The organism is Phytohabitans aurantiacus (assembly GCF_027923225.1).
GTDB lineage: Bacteria > Actinomycetota > Actinomycetes > Mycobacteriales > Micromonosporaceae > Phytohabitans > Phytohabitans aurantiacus.
The window spans coordinates 163,691-182,498 of the sequence record NZ_BSDI01000011.1; the positions used below are offsets into that span (position 1 = coordinate 163,691).

The 18,808-nt window shown below is 72.6% G+C and carries 15 protein-coding genes; 9 read left to right on the top strand and 6 right to left on the bottom strand.

Annotated features, from left to right (window positions below):
* Nucleotides 1-28 precede the first annotated feature (28 nt).
* On the top strand, nt 29-1,018 hold the full coding sequence (locus QMG73_RS14430) for a GlxA family transcriptional regulator (protein ID WP_281895628.1): 990 nt from the start codon (nt 29-31) through the stop codon (nt 1,016-1,018).
* On the opposite strand, the gene QMG73_RS14435 is transcribed toward QMG73_RS14430, so the two are convergent.
* Nucleotides 1,008-1,676 (bottom strand): hypothetical protein, encoded by a 669-nt coding sequence (locus QMG73_RS14435; protein ID WP_281895630.1) that lies wholly within the window; start codon nt 1,674-1,676, stop codon nt 1,008-1,010. The genes QMG73_RS14430 and QMG73_RS14435 overlap by 11 nt on opposite strands.
* Before the next feature lie 73 nt (nt 1,677-1,749).
* Between QMG73_RS14435 and QMG73_RS14440 the strand changes: the two genes are divergently transcribed.
* The 5 genes from QMG73_RS14440 (at nt 1,750) to QMG73_RS14460 (ending at nt 9,559) form a co-directional block, all read left to right on the top strand.
* Nucleotides 1,750-3,885 carry a molybdopterin oxidoreductase family protein gene (locus tag QMG73_RS14440; RefSeq protein ID WP_281895631.1) on the top strand — a complete coding sequence of 712 codons (2,136 nt, stop codon included), beginning with the start codon at nt 1,750-1,752 and terminating at the stop codon, nt 3,883-3,885.
* Between the two features lie 24 nt (nt 3,886-3,909).
* Nucleotides 3,910-4,719, top strand: a complete 810-nt coding sequence (locus QMG73_RS14445; RefSeq protein WP_281895634.1) for a class I SAM-dependent methyltransferase — start codon at nt 3,910-3,912, stop codon at nt 4,717-4,719.
* Nucleotides 4,720-4,818: 99 nt separating this feature from the next.
* On the top strand, nt 4,819-6,513 hold the full coding sequence (locus tag QMG73_RS14450) for an AfsR/SARP family transcriptional regulator (protein WP_281895636.1): 1,695 nt from the start codon (nt 4,819-4,821) through the stop codon (nt 6,511-6,513).
* Between the two features lie 134 nt (nt 6,514-6,647).
* Nucleotides 6,648-6,848 carry a hypothetical protein gene (locus tag QMG73_RS14455; protein ID WP_281895772.1) on the top strand — a complete coding sequence of 67 codons (201 nt, stop codon included), beginning with the start codon at nt 6,648-6,650 and terminating at the stop codon, nt 6,846-6,848.
* Nucleotides 6,815-9,559 carry an ATP-binding protein gene (locus QMG73_RS14460; protein ID WP_281895638.1) on the top strand — a complete coding sequence of 915 codons (2,745 nt, stop codon included), beginning with the start codon at nt 6,815-6,817 and terminating at the stop codon, nt 9,557-9,559. The genes QMG73_RS14455 and QMG73_RS14460 overlap by 34 nt, the downstream gene beginning before the upstream one ends.
* Here the strand turns inward: QMG73_RS14460 and QMG73_RS14465 are convergent.
* Nucleotides 9,540-10,001, bottom strand: a complete 462-nt coding sequence (locus tag QMG73_RS14465; protein ID WP_281895640.1) for an aminoacyl-tRNA deacylase — start codon at nt 9,999-10,001, stop codon at nt 9,540-9,542. The genes QMG73_RS14460 and QMG73_RS14465 overlap by 20 nt on opposite strands.
* A complete protein-coding gene (locus QMG73_RS14470) occupies nt 9,950-10,219 on the bottom strand; it encodes a hypothetical protein (protein WP_281895641.1) in 270 nt (89 codons plus the stop codon). The genes QMG73_RS14465 and QMG73_RS14470 overlap by 52 nt, the downstream gene beginning before the upstream one ends.
* 449 nt (nt 10,220-10,668) lie before the next feature.
* Between QMG73_RS14470 and QMG73_RS14475 the strand changes: the two genes are divergently transcribed.
* Nucleotides 10,669-11,703 carry a LysR family transcriptional regulator gene (locus QMG73_RS14475; RefSeq protein WP_281895643.1) on the top strand — a complete coding sequence of 345 codons (1,035 nt, stop codon included), beginning with the start codon at nt 10,669-10,671 and terminating at the stop codon, nt 11,701-11,703.
* On the opposite strand, the gene QMG73_RS14480 is transcribed toward QMG73_RS14475, so the two are convergent.
* Both QMG73_RS14480 and QMG73_RS14485 read right to left on the bottom strand, forming a co-directional pair.
* Nucleotides 11,700-12,560 (bottom strand): LLM class flavin-dependent oxidoreductase, encoded by an 861-nt coding sequence (locus QMG73_RS14480; protein ID WP_281895644.1) that lies wholly within the window; start codon nt 12,558-12,560, stop codon nt 11,700-11,702. The two genes, QMG73_RS14475 and QMG73_RS14480, sit on opposite strands and share 4 nt — an antisense overlap.
* Entirely contained in the window at nt 12,557-15,115 is a 2,559-nt protein-coding gene (locus QMG73_RS14485) for an ATP-binding protein (RefSeq protein ID WP_281895645.1), read from the bottom strand. The genes QMG73_RS14480 and QMG73_RS14485 overlap by 4 nt, the downstream gene beginning before the upstream one ends.
* 236 nt (nt 15,116-15,351) lie before the next feature.
* Here QMG73_RS14485 and QMG73_RS14490 point away from each other — a divergent pair, with 236 nt between their 5' ends.
* Nucleotides 15,352-15,732: a hypothetical protein gene (locus tag QMG73_RS14490; protein ID WP_281895647.1), complete on the top strand. Its 381-nt coding sequence runs from the start codon at nt 15,352-15,354 to the stop codon at nt 15,730-15,732.
* A gap of 34 nt (nt 15,733-15,766) precedes the next feature.
* A complete protein-coding gene (locus tag QMG73_RS14495; protein WP_281895650.1) occupies nt 15,767-17,917 on the top strand; it encodes an ATP-binding protein in 2,151 nt (716 codons plus the stop codon).
* Here QMG73_RS14495 and QMG73_RS14500 read toward each other — a convergent pair.
* On the bottom strand, nt 17,867-18,805 hold the full coding sequence (locus QMG73_RS14500) for a carbohydrate kinase family protein (protein WP_281895652.1): 939 nt from the start codon (nt 18,803-18,805) through the stop codon (nt 17,867-17,869). The genes QMG73_RS14495 and QMG73_RS14500 overlap by 51 nt on opposite strands.
* Nucleotides 18,806-18,808: the final 3 nt, after the last annotated feature.

Below are 18,808 nucleotides of genomic sequence, written 5' to 3' on the forward strand. Positions count from 1 at the left end.
CGCCCTGACGAGTGGCCCACAAGCCATCATGCGCAAGAATTGGGCCATGGCCCGCCATCAGATCGCCGTCCTGGCCCTCGACCATGTCGTGGCGCTCGACCTCGGCACGCCGGCCCAGGTCTTCGGCGCCGCGCGAGACGCGTCGGGCGCCCCGCGATACAAGATCCGCACGTGTACGCCCACCGGCGGGCCGGTGCGCAGCGTGGCCGGGTTCCAGGTGCTGCCCGACCACGGGTTGGAGATCATCGAAGAGGCGCAGACCGTGGTCGTACCCGGCATCCACGGCGGCCCGCCGATGACCGACGGCACGATCGACCCGGCCGTGTCGCGGGCGCTCCGTGCCGCTCACGCCCGCAGCGCCCGCATCGTGTCCATCTGTACCGGTGCGTTCGCGCTGGCCGCGGCGGGCCTGCTCGACGATCGCCCGGCGACCACTCACTGGTACCACGCGGAGCGCTTCCGCGACCTGTACCCGAACGTCAAGCTGGACCCCGACGTGCTCTTCGTCGACGACGGCGAGGTGCTGACCTCGGCCGGTGTCGCCGCGGGCCTCGACCTGTGCCTGCACATCATCCGCGCCGACCACGGCGCGGAGATCGCCAACCGCGCGGCCCGGCGCTGCGTGGTGCCGCCCTGGCGCGACGGCGGCCAGGCGCAGTACATCGAGCGTCCGGTGCCCGTCGCCGGCGCGGCCGGCACGGCGCCGACGCGGGCGTGGGCGCTGGACCGGCTCGGCGACCCGCTGACGCTGGCCGCGATGGCGGGGCACGCCCGGATGAGCGTGCGCACGTTTACCCGGCGGTTTCGCGAGGAGACCGGCGTGAGCCCGGCGCGCTGGCTGCTGGGCCACCGCACCGAGCGCGCCCGTACCTTGCTGGAGACGACCGACCTGCCCGTGGACCAGGTCGCGCGGCGGGCAGGCTTCGGCACGCCGGCCGCGCTGCGCGCCCAGTTCCAGGCGTCGCTAGGCGTATCGCCGGCGGCCTACCGCCGCACCTTCCGCGCTCCTACCCCTTGACCAGACCGCGGGTGTCCACCGGAGTGGGGGTCAGTAGGGCTCGGGTGTCCTCTATCGCCCCGTCCAGCAGGGTGTGGAGCATGCGATCGGGGTCGTCCACGCACGCCTTCGCGATGCCCTCGACCGCGTACTCGACGGTCATGGGTGCGCTGCGGCGGCGGAAGGACTCCGGGGAGATGGCTATGCCCTCGGCGAAGCGGCGGGCCCAGCGGGCGGCGTGCGGTGCCCGGGCCAGCGCGTCGCGCGTGGTCTGCTCCAACTGGCTGGGCGAGCGGCCGTCGAGCTCGGCGAGGATGCGGTCGCATGCCAGCACCGACACGGCGAGCACGTTCTGCCGTTCGGCGCCGACGACGGGCAGTGCCGTCGTGGCGGCCCGTTGCGCGATGCGGGCGTCGACGTGCAGGTCGTCGCCGGTCAGCCCGATCACGGACGGAACCAGGGTGGCCAGCCGCTGGCGGCCGGCATCGGTCGTGTAGTCGTTGACCAGCCGCGCGAGGCCGGCCAGCAGCGGGTGCGTGCAGGCCGGGTGGTCGTTCCACGGCTCGCCGGCCAGGAACGACGCCAGCTCCATGAAGCAGGCGCCCTTGCGCGGATTGCGGTGCTTGCCCCGAGACAGGACCGGCACCACGTCGGGGAGACGGATCTCGGCGGTCCACATACCCTCAGTGTGCCCCTTCACCGTCTCCCTGGCATCCCTTCCGTTCTACCGATCGGTAGGGGAGTATCGGGCGATGGGAGCGGTCCGGACCGTCCACGGCGCCTGCAACCTCTGTGAAGCCATTTGCGGGCTGCGTTTCGAGATTCGTGATGGGCACATCACGTCGATCACCGGTGACCCCGACGATCCATTGTCGCGCGGGCACATCTGCCCCAAAGCGGTCGCGCTCACCGACCTTCAGGGCGACCCTGACCGGCTGCGCCACCCGGTGCGCCGCACGGCCGACGGCTGGCGCGAGATCACCTGGAAAGAGGCGTATGACCTGGTGGTCGACAAGCTCGTCGAAGTACGCGAGCGGCACGGCACCAACGCGGTCGCCGTGTACCTGGGCAACCCCAGCGTGCACAACTACGGCATCCTCACGCACGGCCGGCACTTCCTCGGCCTGCTGCGCACCCGCAACCGGTACGCCGCCACCTCGGTCGACCAGTTGCCGCACCAGCTCGTCGCGTACTGGATGTACGGGCACCAGCTGCTGCTGCCGATCCCCGACATCGACCGCACCAACTACTTCCTCGTCTTCGGCGCCAACCCGCTGGCCTCCAACGGCAGCCTCATGACCGTGCCGGACGTCCGGCGCCGGCTGGCCGACCTGAAGGCACGGGGCGGCAAGGTCGTCGTCTTCGACCCGCGGCGCACCGAGACGGCGACGCTGGCCGACGAGCACCACTTCATCCGGCCGGGCACCGACGCGGCGCTGCTGCTCGCGCTGGTACGCCTGGTGTTGAAGGAGGACCGCGCCAAGGAGTACGTCGAGGGGCTCGACGAGGTGCGCGAGGCGGTCGCCGAGTTCACGCCCGAGCGCGCCGCGGAGGTCACCGGCGTGCCCGCCGAGGCGATCGAACGGATCGCCGCCGAGTTCGCCGCCGCCGACGGTGCGGCCTGCTACGGCCGGATCGGTGTGTCGGTACAGCGCTTCGGCGCCCTGTGCCAGTGGGCGATCCAGCTTCTCAACGTGGCCACCGGCAACCTCGACAAGCCCGGCGGCACGCTGTTTACGAAGCCCGCCGTCGACCTGATCGGCCGCGGCCTCGTCGGGCGGGGCCACTACGACAAGTTCCGCAGCCGGGTGCGGGGGCTACCCGAGTTCGCCGGGGAACTGCCCGTGGCGGCGCTCGCCGAGGAGATGCTGACCCCGGGCGACGGCCAGATCCGGGCCCTCGTCACGGTGGCCGGCAACCCGGCACTGTCCACACCGAACGGTGCGCAGCTCGACCGGGCCCTGGGGCAGCTCGACTTCATGGTGTCGGTGGACTTCTACGTCAACGAGACCACCCGGCACGCCGACGTGATCCTGCCGCCCACCACCGCGCTCGAACACGACCACTACGACCTGATTTTCCACACGTTCGCGGTGCGCAACACGGCACGGTACTCGCCGCCGGTGCTGCCGAAGCCGCCCGGCTCGAAGGACGACTGGGAGATCTTCACCGAGCTGGCGCGGCGGTACCGCAAGCGAATCGGCGCCAAGATGACGCTCGCGCGGCGCCTCCAGATGCGGGCGCGACCGCACCAGCTCGTCGCTCTCCTGCTGCGACTCGGCCCGTACAAGGTGAAGCTGCGCACGCTGCGGCACCGACCGTCCGGTGTGGACCTCGGCCCGCTGCGGCCCAGCCTGCCCGGTGGGCTGCGCACCAAGGACAAGCGGGTGCACGCGGCACCGCCCGAGCTGGTCGCGGCGCTGCGCGAGGCCACCGAAGAGCTGTTGGCACCGCCCGCACCCGGCGAGCTGCGCCTGATAGGCCGCCGGCACCTGCGCAGCAACAACTCGTGGATGCACAATTACCCCCGGCTCGTGAAGGGCCGCGCCCGCCACCACCTGCTCATGCACCCCGACGACCTGGCCGCTCGCGGGCTGGCCGACGGGCAGCGGGTGCGCGTGACGTCGCGGGTCGGCGAGGTGGAGGTCGAGGTCGCCGCCACCGACGACGTCATGCCCGGCGTGGTGAGCCTGCCGCACGGCTGGGGCCACCGGCACCCCGACGTACGGCTCACGGTGGCCAGTCGCACGCCCGGCGTGAGCGTCAACGACCTCACCGACGACGCGTACCTCGACGGGCTGTCCGGCAACGCCGCGTTCAACGGCGTACGGGTGACGGTGGCGGCCGCGCCGTCACACGCCACGTCACACGGTGGGGAGGTTGGCTGAGCCCGTTCCATGAGGAGGGGGCATATGAGCGTCGACTTCGAGACGATCAAGAACAACCAGCGGGCAGGGTGGGAGACAGGCGACTACCCGCGGGTCGGAAACACCTTGCAGATCATCGCTGAGCTGCTGGTGGAGGCCATCGACGTCCGGGCGGGGGATCGGGTACTGGACGTGGCGTGCGGCCAGGGCAACGCGGCTCTCGCGGCGGCCCGGCGGTTCGCCGAAGCGACCGGCGTCGACTACGCCGCCAACCTGCTCGCGCAGGGGCGGGAGCGGGCCGTGGCCGAGCACCTGCCGGTGACGTTCGAGGAGGGGGACGCCGAGAAGCTGCCGTTCGACGACGAGTCGTTCGACGCGGTGGTGAGCACGGTCGGCGTCATGTTCGCGCCGGACCACCAGAAGGCCGCCGACGAGCTGGTCCGGGTCACGGTGCCGGGCGGGCGGATCGGGCTGGCCTGCTGGACGCCCGGCGGCATGGTCGGGCAGATGTTCAAGACCGTGAGCGGGTGGGCGCCGCCGCCGGCAGGGGTGCGCCCGCCGACGCTGTGGGGTACCCCGGAGCACCTGACCGAGCTGTTCGGCGACCGGGTCGAGTGGACCGCGCTGCACCGCCGCGACTACGTGTTCCGGTACCACTCGCCCGAGCACTTCTCGGAGTGGTTCCGGCGGTTCTACGGGCCGATCACGCGGCTCTCGGGGACGCTGAGCGAAGCCGACCTCGACCGGTTCGCCGACGACCTCGCCGGGGTGGCCCGGCAGTACAACAGGGCCGACGACGGCACCGTGGTCGCGCCGTCGGAGTACCTTGAGGCGGTCGGCGTCCGCCGCGCCTGAACCTGAGGGGTGGGCGCGAATGCTCACGATCCGCCTGCTGGGGGCGCCGGCCATCGAGCGCGATGGCCGGCCCACCCGTCCGCCGCGCGGTCGCAAGGCGTGGGCGCTGCTGGCGTACACGGTGCTGTCGGACCGGCCCCAAGCCGGCGGCAGCTCGCGGAGCTGCTGTTCGCGGACGCCGATGACCCGCTCGGCGCGCTCCGCTGGACGCTGGCCGAGCTGCGACGGGCGCTGGGCGTGCCGGGCGCGCTGGCCGGCGATCCGGTGGTGGCGGCGCTCGACGGCGCCGAGGTCGACGTGCTGGCCGGCGAGCCGCTGCCGGACGCCGAGGGTGACCTGCTCGACGGCGTGCACCTGCCGGCGTGCCTGGAATTCGAGTCGTGGCTGCTGGTGGCGCGCCACCGGGTCGCGGCGGCCGTGGAAGCGCGGCTGCGCGAGGAGGCCGTCGCGCTGCTCGCGGGCGGCCGGGCCGGAGCAGCCATCCGGTACGCCTCCCGCGCCGTCGCCCGCCAGCCGCTCGACGAGGGCAACCACGAGCTGCTCGTGCGCTGCCTCGCGGCGGCCGGCGACGAGGCCGCGGCGCTCCGGCAGGTGGCGATCTGCGAGGACCTGTTCCGCCGCGAGCTGGGCGCGAAGCCGTCGCCAGCGGTCCGCGACGCCGCCCGCCTCGGCGTCGGCTCGGCGGCAGGCGCACCGTTGCGGGGACGAGCGGCGGCGGTCAGCCAGCTCGAAGCCGGACGCGCGGCCATCGTGGCCGGCGCCGCCGACGCCGGCATCCAGTGCCTGCGCCGGGCCGCCACCGAGGCGGCGCGCTGCCGCGACACCGCACTCCAGGCGCGGGCGCTGGCCGCGCTGGGGTCGGCGCTCGTGCACGCGGTGCGGGGCCGCGACAACGAAGGCGCCGTCGTGCTGCGGGAAGCGGTCGAGGTCGCCGCCCGCTCCGGCGAGCGCGCGACCGCGGTCACCGCCCGCCGCGAGCTCGGCTTCGTCGAGGTCCAGGCTGGCCGCAGGGGTACCGCCGACGCGTGGCTGGCCCAAGCGCAAGAGCTGGCCGAGACCGACGCGGAACTGGCCGCTGTACTGGCCATCCGCGGCATGAGCGCCTCCGACGCGGCAAACTATCCCGTGGCGCTGGCCCAGCTCGGCGAGTCGGTAGAGCTGGCCCGGAGCTGCGGTGACCAGCGGCAGGAAGCATGGTCGGCTGGCGTACTGGCACGGTCGCACCTGCTGCGCGACGACCGCAGCCAGGCGGCGGCCGCGCTGGCACGCTCGCTAGAGTTGGTACATCAGCAGCGGTGGATGGCATTCCTGCCCTGGCCCCAGACGCTGCGCGCCGAGCTCGACCTGCGCGGCGGCGACCTCGACGGCGCCGCCGACGGGTTGGAGCAGGCGTGGGCGCTGGCCTGCCAGTTGGGCGACCCGTGCTGGGAGGGGATGGCCGGCCGCGGCCTAGCGCTCCTACACGCCGGACGGGGCGACCCGGCGAGCGCTGGCGCGTGGCTGGACGAGGCGGCACAGCGCTGCAACCGCGTGCCGGACCGGTACCAATGGGTGCACGGTCACGTACTGGACGCCGCGGCGGCAGCGGCCCTGGCCCGTGGCGACCACGACCGTGCTCGCCGGCTGGTCGACGCGCTGTGGTCGCTGGCGGCCCGCTGTGACCTGCGCGAGCTGGTCGTGCGCGCCCATGTTCACCGGTACCGGCTGGGCGACGGAGCGGCCCTGAACGCCGCCCGCCTACTAGCCGCCAACATCGACAACCCCGCCCTGTCTCCCTTACTAACGTCCATCTAGGTAGGGGCTAGGTATACCTAGGGCCTCCTGGCAGGGTGGGGGCGCTCAAGATAGGTAACGGCGTCCGATGTCTCCGCACGCTTGCCGGCCGAGTATTGATCCATCAGCGGTAAGCAAACAAGGAGACAGTAGTGATGATGGTTCACCCGGATCTGATGCTCGCGATGGCACACGACCGGCAGCACGAACTGATCGAAGAAGCGGAGCGGGGCCGCCTGCTGGCCTTCGCGCTGCGCGTCCGCCGCCAGCGGCGGGCGCACAAGGAGCCGGTGCGTGGCGCACCCGCCGGTACCCTGGCCTCGTGCGACCCTCGCGCGGTGGTGCCAGCCCGGTGATGATCGGACGCGACCGCGAGCTGCGCCGTTTGGTGCAGCTCGCGGCATCGCGTGAGCCGGCCGTTGCCGTCGTCGCTGGTGAGCCCGGCATCGGCAAGACCCGGCTGGTACAAGAATTGCTCGACACGCTCCCCGAGGAGACCGTCGTCCTGGTCGGCCATGCCGAGCCCGGCTCGCTGTCCCGGCCGTACGAGGTGCTGCTGGACGCGATCGACGGGCGGCCCGAGGTCGGCGACGAGCGGCTCGCGGGGCTGTCTGACCCGGCCCGCAGCCCGGTCGAGCGGCTGCACGCGGGCCTCGCGATCGTGGCCGACCTGGTCGGCGACGCGCCGGCGGTCCTTATTTTCGAGGATTTGCACTGGGCCGACTCGGAGAGTGCGGCGCTGTTCGAGCGGATCGCCGACCAGCGCGGCCCGCGCCTGCTCATCGGCACGTACCGGCCTGATGAGGTGACCCGCCGCCACCCGGTCGCGGGGCTGCTCGGCCGGCTGGAGCGCCGGCACGCCGTGGCCCACGTGCGCCTCGACCGGCTCACTCCCGCGCAGACCGCCGCGATGCTGGCCGCCGCCACCGGGGCGCCCGCCCCGCTGCGCGCCGTGACCGCGCTGCACCACCGCACCGGCGGCAACCCGTTCTTTCTCGAAGAGCTGCTGCGTGACCTGCCGCAGGGCGACCCGGAGACGCTGGCCGACCAGCCCTTGCCGTGGAGCCTCGCCGAGCTGCTGCGCCGGCAGGTCGACGACCTCGACCCGATCACCCACCGCATCGTCGAGGCCGCGGCGGTACTCGGGCACCGCGTGCCCTTCGACCTGCTGGCCGCGGTGAGCGGTGCCGGTGAGGACGAGCTGATTCAGGTACTACGCGACCTGGTCACCCGGGGTGTGCTGGTGGAGTCCGGCGATGACGAGTTCCTGTTCCGGCACGCGTTGGTGCGCGAGGCGATCACCGATCAGATGCTCGGCCGCCAGCGGCGTCGCCTGCACGAGGCGGCACTGGACGCGCTGCTCGCCGGCGGCGCCTCCGACCCGGCCATGGTCGCGCACCACGCCCGCGCCGCTGGCCGGTACGACGACATGCTCGCCGCCGCTCGCCGGGGCACCGCGCTGTACCTGTCGATCGGGTCGGCCTACCAGGCGCTGCAGCTCGCCGAGATGGGCCTCGACGAGGCACCCGACGACACCACGCTGCTCGCCGGCGCGGCTCGGGCCGCCTGGCTGGCCGGGCTCCTCGCCGACGCGCTGAAGTACGGCACCCGCTGGCACGACGCGGCCGCCTCGACCACCGACCGGGCCGAGTCGCTGTACCTGCTTGTCCGCCTCGCGTGGGAGTCCCGCGAGTTCGCCCGCATGACCGAGCTCACGCACGAGATCGAGGCGCTCATCGAGGAGCTGCCGCGCGGCGGCGCCCAGGCGCGCGCGATGACCGCGATCGCCCAGTCGACGATGCTGCGCGACGAGTTCGAGGCCACGCTCGACTGGACGGACCGCGCCGTGGCGCTCGCGGACGAGTTCGATCTGCCGGACGTGCGGCTCGCGGCGCTGGTGGAGAAGGGGTCGGCGCTCGCCGAGCGGCCGCAGACCGCCGCCGAGGGGCGTGCGATCCTCGCCGGGCTCGTCGACGAGGCGGAGAAGCGCGGCGACTGGGTACTGGCCGCGCGAGCGCTCAACAACCTGCTCCAGGAGGAGCCGGAAGACTCCCCGGAGGTGCTCGCCGAGCGGCTGGAGCGCATGCGTGTCGACGCCGAGCGCGCCGGCTTCGAGTCCCTGGCCGTCGCCGCGTACTTCCAGGGGCGTGCCCGGCTGGCGATGCGCGCGGGCGACCTGCGTGCGGCGATCGACGCGCTGGAAGACGGGCGCGAGCAGGACCGCGGGTACCTGCGGCACGGCCGCTGGGCGGACCCGCACGCCGTCTTCCTCGCCGGGCTGTCCCTGGAGGCCGGCGATCTTGACAAGGTCGAGCAGCTCGTGGCCGACCTGGAGGCGGTGCCCAACCTGCCGGCGCAGTCAATACCCGGGTTGGTGTTCCACCTCGCCGCCCGTCGCGGCCAGGCGGCCCGCGCCGATGCAGCGCTGGACGCCTACCTGGCCGAGATGGCGAAGCAGGACTGGCGCAGCGGCTCGACGGCGCACGACCTGGTCTCCGCCGCCCTGGCGTTGGGGCTGCCGCCGGCGCGCCTTTCCGAGCTGGCCGAGGCGCTGCTCGGCGAGACGGTGTGGGACGCGTTCCGGACGCTGGTGGACGCGCAGGTCGCCGAGGCGTACGGCCGGCACGCTCCAGCCTTGGAGGGGTACCTGTCCATCATCGACGCGCCGGTGCTGTGGCCGGCGATCCAGGGCACGGTGCGCGTCGGGGCGGCCCGCTGCCTGCTGGCGGCCGACCGCCGGGAGGAGGCGGCCGCGCAGGTGGCGGCCGCCGAGCCGCTGCTGGCGGGGTGGGGCGGCTGGCGGGTGGCCCAGCTCGACCAGGTGCGGGCCCAGCTCGGCCTCGCCCCGGTGGACGCCCCTGACGCGGTGACCGGGCCGGGCGCGCTGACCCCGAGGGAGCGCGAGGTGGCGGTGCTGATCAGCGAGGGGCTGACCAACGCGGAGCTGGCCCGGCGGCTCTACATCTCGCCGAAGACCGCCGCCGTGCACGTGTCGAACATCCTCCGCAAGCTGGGCGTCTCCTCGCGCACAGACGTGGCCTCCGTGATCACGGCTCGGGGTCGGTGACGTCGGCGTAGGTGGCGTCGAGCGCCTCCGCCGCCGCGTCCGCGTCGACCGCGATGGCGACGCCGTGCGCGCCGCTGCCCAAGGTGATGGTGCGGCCGCGCAGGCGCTCGTCGGCCACCACCGGCCAGGCCGTCATCGAGCCGAACGGGGTGATCGTGCCGCGCTCGTACCCGGTGGCCTCCTTGGCGCTCGCGGCGTCGGGCATGGACAGCCGGCTGACGCCGAGCAGCGTGCGCAGCTTCGGCCATGAGATGACCCGGTCGCCGGGGACGAGGACGAAGAGGAAGTCGCCGTCGCCACGGCGCACGACGATGGTCTTGACAACGTCGATCACATCGACGCCGCGGGCGGTCGCGGCCTCGGCGACGCTGCGGACAGGTCCGTGGTCGATCACGCGGTACGCGATTGCGGCCTTGTCGAGGGCCTCCGTGGCGGCGGACATGGCAGCACAGTACAGGCGATCTCGTCGGCCAGCCGGGCGGTGATGAGCGCCGCCTCCTCGGTGGCGCCGCGGATCTCGGCGTCGAGGACCCGCAAGGTGCTGCCGGCGAGCCGCTCGCCCGCCTCGCGTGCCTGGTCGAGCGCGATGAGCGCACCCTGCAGCGACAGCCGGGCGGCGTGCACCTCGGCTATCGCGGCCTGCAGATGGACGTCCGTCACCGCTTCTCGCCTCCCGACTCAGATTTCTGACTGCGCGACCGATCCCCACAGCGAGAACGACGCACGCCGTGTGCGTCAGGTTCGAGGCGACCCCGTGATCCTGGAAACCGGCCGCGTCATTCTTAGTACGTGTCCCGCTCTGCCGTCACAGTACGTAATTGGACCTCGGGCAACTGCTGAGTGCGCTGCGAATGCTGTGGGTAGATCGCATCGGCACCTACGGTCGTTTGGAAACGGATGGCGGCGAACCTTGTCCAGTTTTGACGGTAAATTTGACGTGACGTACGTCACATTACCAATTTACTGCGGGCAATACCGACTCATTACGGAGTGTCGATGAGTCGTTGCGGTATGAAGGAACCAGTGAGTAACTTCCGGATCGATGGGTAACCGTCGGATTCATGGCAGGCAACTTTCCGTAGTACGTCGACTACTCCAAGGTTGAACACGTGTCCAACGATTTCCGCGCACCGGACGAGTGGGAATGCCGGGTGTTCATCGCGGTAGCGGAGACGCACGGTGCGGAGGCGGCTGCCCAGCGCCTGAAAGCCCTGCGGGGCGGGCGGTACGAGCGCCAGTCGGTCGAGAAGATCCTCAAGAAGATCGAGTCGTGGGTCGGCGAGACGCTGCTGGAGCGCCACGCCGACCGCAAGCTCTATCCGACCGACCGTGGCCAGGAGTTTCTGGAAGCGGCTCGCGCGGTGGTCACCCAGTACCAGGTGATGCGTGGCGAGGGCACGGGCCGGAAGTTGCCGACGCTGGCGTGCATGCCGCACCATACGCATTTCGTCGCCCTCGCCGAGAACATCCTTTTCGACGCGACGCCACAAAGCACCGAAAAGATCGTCGTGGAGTACCTCCAGCAGAATCATCGCGGCGAGGGTGAGTTTCACCGTCACGCGGTTACCCGGCTTCGGGAGAACGTCTACCAATTGATCATTGGACCCCGCGTCACCGATACGAAGACGTATGACTCCACGACGCTCTACCACTGGCAATTGGAGGCCATGGTCGACCGCGACTTCCCGGGCGAGGAAATGCCGCTGGCCGACCTGGTGACGAAGTACCGGATGCTTGTTCCACCCGGCGATATGCGATCCCGCCGGCTGCTCGAAGACAGCATCGCGAAATGGGGGATCGACGATCCGGGCCCCGAGGTGCGGGTCGCCGGCGAGACGTACGAGGTCGGCACCAGCGTGATGCGGCTGCGCAACGAGTACAGCCGGCGCCGCGGCGACCGCCGCGTGGTGGTCGTACCGTCTGACGTCGCTCTCGCGTTCAAGGAGGGCATGGAGTTCGGCGGCCGCCACGCGGACCGGTTCAAGTGGGTGCCGATCAGGCACGAGGGCCGGTCACTGCGCATGGAGGTGTGCGTGACGATCCGGCGCGGCAACCGCGACAAGCTGGGCGGGATCGTGGCGGCGCTGGCGACAGCGGTCGAGCGCCTCAACGCCACGCCCAACCAACCCGGCCTGAAAGGCTAGACCAGGGGGCGGACCTCCTCGGCGGCGAAGCGCACGAAGCCCTCGGGATCGGGGTCGTCGCTGGTGGGCTGGAGGATCACCGAATCGGCGCCCGCGTCGGCCCAGCGGCGGACCGCGCCGGCCACGGCCTCCGCGTCGCCGGTCACCGTCACGTCGGCGTCGTCCGGGTACTTCCAGCGGCGGCGCTCAGCGGCCATGCGCTCGGCGGCATCCGGGCCGGTCGCGGCGTGCAGGTAGACCACCACGCGATGCGGTGTGTCGCCCGTCCGGCCATCGTCGATCAGGGCACGCGCACGGCGTACCGCATCAGCTGTCGTGCCCCCGGTCAGGATGGTGCCGTCGGCGGTCTCGCCCGCGAGCCTCAGCGTGCGCGGTCCCACCGCGCCCATGTAGACGGTGGGTGACTGGTCCGGCGGCCATTGCAGCTCGACCCCGTCGAGCCGCACGTAGCGGCCCTGGGTCGACACCCGCTCGCCGCGCAGCAGCGCGCGCAGCGCGATGGTGTACTCCCGCAGCAGCGTCATGGGCGACTCGACGCGCGCGCCCACCTGCGCCATCCAGTCCTGCACGCCGTGGCCGACGGCGATGTCGACGCGCCCCGGAAAGAGCCGGTGCAGCGTGGCGGCCTCCATGGCGGTGAGCGCGACGTTGCGCAGCGGCACCGGCAGCAGGCCCACGCCGACGCGCAGCCGCTCGGTCCAGGCGAGGGCGGCCGAGGCGGTGGCGATGCCGCTCTCCCAGAAGCAGTCTTCCCACAGCCACAGCTCGTCGAGACCGGCTTCGTCGGCGGCACGCGCCACTGAGCGCAACCGCTCCGGCGGGAGGTAGGGGAGGAACACCGCGCCCAAGGTCGTCATGCCGCCATTCTGCCCAGACCCTCCGACAGTTCGTCGAGAGCCCGTACGGCGTGCGGCGCGCCGACGCGCAGCCAGATCGCACGGGCGCGCCGGAACTGGTCGGCGGCCTTGCCGTGGTCGCCCAGGATCGCGGCGCACCGGCCCAGCCCTTCCCGCGCATTCGCTTCCGCGCGCGGGTTGCCCGCTCGGCGGCCGAGCGGCAGGGCACGCCGGTACCGGTCGAGCGCCGCTTCCGGGTCGTCTTTGGCGAGGAGCAGGTCGCCGAGATTCGACAGGGCCTCGGCCTGGCCCAGGTGATCGCCGGCGCCGCGGAAGAGCGCCAGAGCCTCCTCGTGCCGGCGTTGCGCGGCACCGTGGTCACCGGCCAACCGGCTGACCACACCCAGCTGGTTGAGCGCGTCGGCCTGGCCCGGGCGGCTGCCGAGGTCCCGGTACAGCGCGAGCGCACCGGTCAGCGAACGCTCGGCCGCCGGCAGGTCGCCGGTGCGGCACGCGACGACGCCGAGGTAGTTGAGGGCGTTGGCCTGACCGGGCCGGTAGCCGAGTTCACAGTGGAGGGTCAGGGCCTCGGTCAGCACGGCGGTGGCGGCGGCGTACCCGCCCGCGTGGCAGTGCGCGATCCCGAGGTAGTTGAGCGCGCACCCCTGACCGTGCCGGTCACCCAGCTCCCGGTGGACGGCCAGCGCCCGTTCGAACGCGTCGATCGCCGGCGGGTACTCGCCGGTGAGCAACTGGAAGGCGCCGAACTGGCAGAGGGCGGTCGCCTCGCCGGACCGGTCGTCCAGGTCGCGGTGGATCGCGAGCGCCTGCCGCATCGCGTCGAGCGCGGCGCGGTGGTCGCCGATCTGGTAACGAACCACGCCCAGCTCGTCCAGCGCGTCGGCCTGGCCGCGCAGGTTTCCCAGCTTCTCGTAGCCGGCGACCGCCTCGGTGAGCCGATCCGCCGCTCCCCGCTGGTCACCGGTGCGCCGCTGGACGTGCGCCAGCTGGGTCAGCGTGCCGGCGACGCCGAGCCCGTCGCCGGCGCGCTCGAACAGATCGAGGGCCTGCAGCAGCGCGTGCTCGGCGGAGAGGTACCGCCCGGTCAGCCGGTACACCTCGCCCAGGTCGAGCAGCGCGCGCGCCTGGGCACCCCGGTCCTCGACCCGCTCGGCGGCCAGCGCCGCGGCCTGATGGAGCGCGGTCGCCCGATCCCAGGGCCCGGCGGCGCGCAGGTACCCGGCCATCGCCGCGGCCAGTGCGGTCAACCGGTGCCCGGCGGAGATCGGCAGCGCGGCGGCGCAGGCGAAGACGTTCGCGGACTCGACGCGCATCCACTGCAGCGCCTGCTGGCGGGCGGGTGGCGGGCAGTCGCTGCCGCGGGCGAGGCGCTGATCCGCGGCCTGTGCGGCCCGCTGGTAGTGCGCGGCCAGCCGGTCGAGGGCCGCCTCCCGCTCGGCGCCCGCCTGATCGGATAAGGCCTGCGCGTACTGGCCGATGAGGTCGTGCAGGCGGTACCGGCCGTACACCGGTTGGTCGACGAGCCGGTCGCGGTACAGCGCCTCCAGGTGCCGCCGCGCGTCGTCGGGCGCGGTGCCGCCGAGCGCCGCGGCGGCGTCCTGATCCAGGTCGATGCCCGGGTGCAGGCCGAGCCGGCGGAAGAAGCGCCTTCGGGCGGGCGGCAGCCGGCGGTACGACAGGTCGAACGCCGCGCCGACGGCGACATCCTCGGCGCGCAGGTGGTCCAGGCGGCGGGTCGCGCGGGCCAGGTCGGCCACCAGGTCGCCGACCAGCCATCCCGGCTCCGGACGGATGCGGGCCGCGAGCAGGCAGATGGCCAGCGGCAGGTATCCGGCCAGCCGGACCAGCTCGGCGACGGCTTCGGCTTCCTCGAGATCACGATCGCGCCCGGCCGTCGCCGCGAAGAGCGCGACCGCGTCTTGCGGCGGCAGCGTTTCCAGCGCCAGCGGTACTGCCGACTGGCTGGCGCCGAGGCCGAGGAGCCGGCGCCGGCTGGTGACGATCACCAGGCAACTGCCCGCGCCCGGCAGCAGGGGCTGGACCTGCGACCGTCCGGCGGCGTTGTCGAGAACGAGGAGAGCCTTCCGTCCCGCCATTCGCTTGCGCCACAAGGCTGTGCGGGCGTCGAGGTCCGTCGGGATCTGGGACGGCCTGGCGCCGGTCGCCAGCAACAGGTCGAAGAGCGCGCCGGCGGGCGGGCGGTCGCGGCGCCCCGCGGTGTACCCGTGCAGGTCGAGGAAGAACTGCCCGTCGGGGAACTGGTCCGCGAGGCAGTGTCCAGCATGGACAGCCAGTGCGGTCTTGCCGACGCCGGGCATGCCGTCGATCGTGTACACCGGAATCGTCCGGCCGCACTCGGCGTGCTGCCGGACGCTCTCGACGAGGCCGCGCAGTTCGCGCTCGCGACCGGTGAAGGCGGCGGTGTCGCGCGGCAGCGTGTTGCCGGCCGAGCCGGCGTCCGCGCGTGGCATCCGGTCGATGATGTACTGGTTGCCGGCCGCCTGATAGACGCGATCGCTGCTGCGCGCCTGGAGATTCCGGTCGGCGGTGGTCATCACAGGAGCCCGGGTAAGTGTGGCCGATGTGCGGCGGCGGGACGGTCGCTTGTGGACAGCGTTGTCACGATCACAGATACCACCCCTTGAGCAGAGAGTTACTTCTTGACTACGGTACGAGAACAAATCGATAGTGGTTCGTTGTGTCGTGTATTCATTCATGTTGATCTCATTGGAATCGGGAACCCACGAGAAATGTGTGTATTACTGGGTTCTCGGGAAACCGGAGGTAACGTATGACCGATCCGATCATGGTCGCCATTGCCACGGCGATAGCCGGCAAGCTGGCCGAGGGAATTTCGGATGCGAGCCGTGCCGCCTTCGCTTCTTTGACCCGGGCGGTACGCGGCAGGTTGCGCGGGGATCCGGCGGATGCGGCGGCGCTGGAAGCGGCGGAAGCCCGGCCTGACGACGCGGCTCTCGTCGAGAGGCTGGCGGCGGCGCTCGACGAGGCGTGCGCCCGCGATCGGGCTTTCCGAGATGAGCTGACTCTCCTGTGGACAGCCGCACGCGACGGGGGTGTCACCAACACGATCGGCGGAGCCGTGCACGGGCCGGTCGTGCAGGCCCGCGACGTGCACGGCGGAATCAGGTTCGGCGGCGCGCCGGGGCCATGAGTGTGCATTTTGGCGCTTGCTCGGGTGGCGGGCCATGAGCGGCAACATCATCGACGGCGACGCGGGCGGTCCCGTGGTGCAGGCCGGCACCGTCCACGGTGGAGTCCACCTGCACGGCACCCTCGCGAGTGCACCGGTGCCGCACCAGCTCCCCGCGCAGCCACCCCATTTCGTCGGGCGCGAGCCTGAACTGGCCGCGATCGAAGAACTGGTCGGGCGATCGCGCGCCGGTCCCGCGCTGGTGGTGGTCAGCGGCGTCGGCGGCATCGGCAAGTCAGCACTCGCTCTTCGCTGGGCGCACGAGGCCCGCGACCGGTACCCGGATGGCGACCTGTACGTCGACCTTGGCGCGTTCGACGCGGCCGGCCCGGCGAACCCGGGCGCGGTCCTCGGGCAGGCGCTGCGGTCGCTCGGTGTGCCCGCCGAGCGGCTGCCCACCGGCACCGCCGACCTGAGCGCTCTGTTCCGCACCGTCACGACCGGCAAGCGGCTGCTGATCGTGCTCGACAACGCCGTCTCGGCCGCGCAGGTGCGGCCGTTGCTGCCCGCGTCGGCGTCCTGCGCGGTGCTCGTGACCGCACGCTGGCGCCTCGGCGGCCTGCTGAGCGACGGCGCCGCCTTCCTCGCCGTCGAGCCCCTTCCGGCCACCGCGGCCACCGAGTTGCTCGCCCGCGCGATCGGAGCCGACCGGGCGGCCAGCGACTCCGCCGCCACCGCCGCGCTGGTACGCCTGTGCGCGGGCCTGCCGATCGCGCTGACCGTCGCCAGCGCGCGACTGGCCACCCGGCCCGGCTGGCCCGTCAAGCGGATCGCGGACGAGCTGGCGCAGGAGCACCGGCGGCTGCGCGGCCTCCAGGGCGTCTTCGACATGTCCTACGCGGCGCTGCCCGGCCCGGTCGCACGCTGCTACCGGGCGATCGGCGTGCACCCGGGCACCGAGTTCGGCTTGCCCGTGGTGGCGGCGACGCTCGGTGTCGACGAACTGGAGGCGGGCGACCTGCTCGACATCCTCGTCGAGGCCAGCCTCGTGGCGGAGGTCGCGGGGGAGCGGTACCGGCTGCACGACCTGGTGCGGTTGCACGCCCGGCAGCGAGCCGAGGCGGATCCGGAGGCGGCGGCCATCGAGCGGCGGGCGCTGGAGTGGTACCTGGCGGGCGTGATGGCCGCCGACCGGCTGCTGACACCGCACCGGCGGCGCGACCCGGCCGACCCCTTCACTCAACTCGACACGGGCGCGGTGCGGCACGCCGGTCACCGGGAGGCCCTGGACTGGCTGGAGGCCGAGCGCGTCAACGTGATCGCCGGAATCCAACGCGCCGCCCGCGACGAACCGCTACTCGCCTGGCGGATCGCCGACGCCATGTGGGCGCTGTTCCACTTCCGGCGCCACCACCACGACCGGATGCTCGTCGACCGGATCGCGGTCGACTGCGCGCGCCGGCTCGGCGCTCCCGATCGCGAGGCGGCGCTACTGCGGCGGTGGGCGCACGCACACGTCGACGCCGGCCGGGTCGACGAGGCACGGGAGCTGTTCGAGCGCAGCGCGGAGATCTGCCGCGAGATCGGCGACCGGTACGGCGTGGTGGCGGCGCTCGAAGGGCTGGGGCTCGTGGCGTTCGCCTCGCGGCGGTACGCCGATGCGGTGGCCCACTTCGACCGGCAGGTGGGGCTCTGCCGCGACATCGGCGAGCACCGCCGCTCCGGCATGGCGTTGAAGTACCTGGGCACCGTCCACAATGAACTGGGCGACCACCGGGCGGCGCTGGAACGGCTGCGCGAGGCGGCCGGTGTGTTCGCCGGTCTGCCCGCCCCGGACCCGTTCAACGCGGCCCGGATCCGCACCGAGACCGGTCGGGCGCTGGCCGGCCTCGGCGAGAGCGCGGCAGCCCGCGAGGAGCTGACCGCCGCGCTCGGCGAGATGCGCCGGCTCGGCTCGCCGCGTGGCGTCGCCGGTGCGTTGTGGCGGCTGGGCGAGCTGGCACTGTCCTCGTCTGTTGCTCCGGTCGGCTCGGGTGGCGCGGCTCGTGCGCAGCTCGGGCCCGGCGGGCCGGTTGCCGAGGCCCGTGCGCAGCTCGTCGAGGCGCTGCGGCTTTTCGAAGACTTGGGGGACGCTGAGGCCGAGCCGGTGCGGCGGTTACTCGCCAGCGTCCCACCAACCGAGGCTGATCCGGACGGGGTGGCGTGACCGCAGGCCGGCCAGGTCGTCCGCGCAGAGGGTCACCGACGTCGGCTGCCGGTGGCCGATACGCCAGCCGGCGAAGACGACCGCGTCACTCAACGCCTCGACCGGATTGCCGGTCGCCAGCCAGCCGTGCAGGAACGCCGCGAACAGCGAGTCTCCAGCGCTCGACGTGTTTCGCACACCCAGCGGCGCGACAGCTCCCGCGGTGACCAGCTGCCCGTCCCGCAGCCCCAGCATGCTTCCGCGCGGGCCGCGGCCCACTCCCGCCATCGCGGCGCCCGGGTGGCGGGTCAGCACCTCGGCGATCCACTGCCGGGGCGGGCAGGGCAGGCGCTCGTGGCTGCAGAAGATGATGTCGGCCACGTCCAGCCACGGCTGGTAGTACGGCTCGTCGAGGTCGGCGATCACGTTGACGTCGACCGCCACCGGTACGCCACGCAGCACCGCCGGTGGCAGAAGCGCGCGGACGAAGTCGGTGTTCGTGAGCACAGCCAGGTCCGCGCCGGCCAGCGCTTCGACGAAACGATCCTCCGGGTACCGGACGGTGTTGACGACGCTGAGATGCGGGTACACCATCCGCCTGCCGTCCGGCGCGACCAGGATGACGCACTGCGACGAGGCCGGCCCCTCCACCACCGCCGGGCCGTCCAGGCCGGCGGAGCGCAACTGTCCACGCAGGACGGAGCCGACCGGGTCGGCGCCGACGACCGTGCAGAGCTCGACGTCGTCGCCGAGCGACCGGAGGATCGTGGCGATCTGGGCGCCGGCGCCGCCCGGGCCGGTATCGACCCATGGCGGGCTGACCACCGGCTCATACTCGACGGGGAACCCGGAGACCGGCAGGTGTACGGCGAGGCTCGACACCCCGGCGACGACAATGCGACTGGCCATGCT

Bases quoted from the DNA above. Each gene is read 5' to 3' on its own strand.
- QMG73_RS14430 (WP_281895628.1), top strand. From the start codon at position 29: ATGCGCAAGAATTGGGCCATGGCCCGCCATCAGATCGCCGTCCTGGCC.
- QMG73_RS14435 (WP_281895630.1), bottom strand. From the start codon at position 1,676: ATGTGGACCGCCGAGATCCGTCTCCCCGACGTGGTGCCGGTCCTGTCT.
- QMG73_RS14440 (WP_281895631.1), top strand. From the start codon at position 1,750: ATGGGAGCGGTCCGGACCGTCCACGGCGCCTGCAACCTCTGTGAAGCC.
- QMG73_RS14445 (WP_281895634.1), top strand. From the start codon at position 3,910: ATGAGCGTCGACTTCGAGACGATCAAGAACAACCAGCGGGCAGGGTGG.
- QMG73_RS14455 (WP_281895772.1), top strand. From the start codon at position 6,648: ATGATGGTTCACCCGGATCTGATGCTCGCGATGGCACACGACCGGCAG.
- QMG73_RS14465 (WP_281895640.1), bottom strand. From the start codon at position 10,001: ATGTCCGCCGCCACGGAGGCCCTCGACAAGGCCGCAATCGCGTACCGC.
- QMG73_RS14480 (WP_281895644.1), bottom strand. From the start codon at position 12,560: ATGACGACCTTGGGCGCGGTGTTCCTCCCCTACCTCCCGCCGGAGCGG.
- QMG73_RS14485 (WP_281895645.1), bottom strand. From the start codon at position 15,115: ATGACCACCGCCGACCGGAATCTCCAGGCGCGCAGCAGCGATCGCGTC.
- QMG73_RS14490 (WP_281895647.1), top strand. From the start codon at position 15,352: ATGACCGATCCGATCATGGTCGCCATTGCCACGGCGATAGCCGGCAAG.
- QMG73_RS14495 (WP_281895650.1), top strand. From the start codon at position 15,767: ATGAGCGGCAACATCATCGACGGCGACGCGGGCGGTCCCGTGGTGCAG.
- QMG73_RS14500 (WP_281895652.1), bottom strand. From the start codon at position 18,805: ATGGCCAGTCGCATTGTCGTCGCCGGGGTGTCGAGCCTCGCCGTACAC.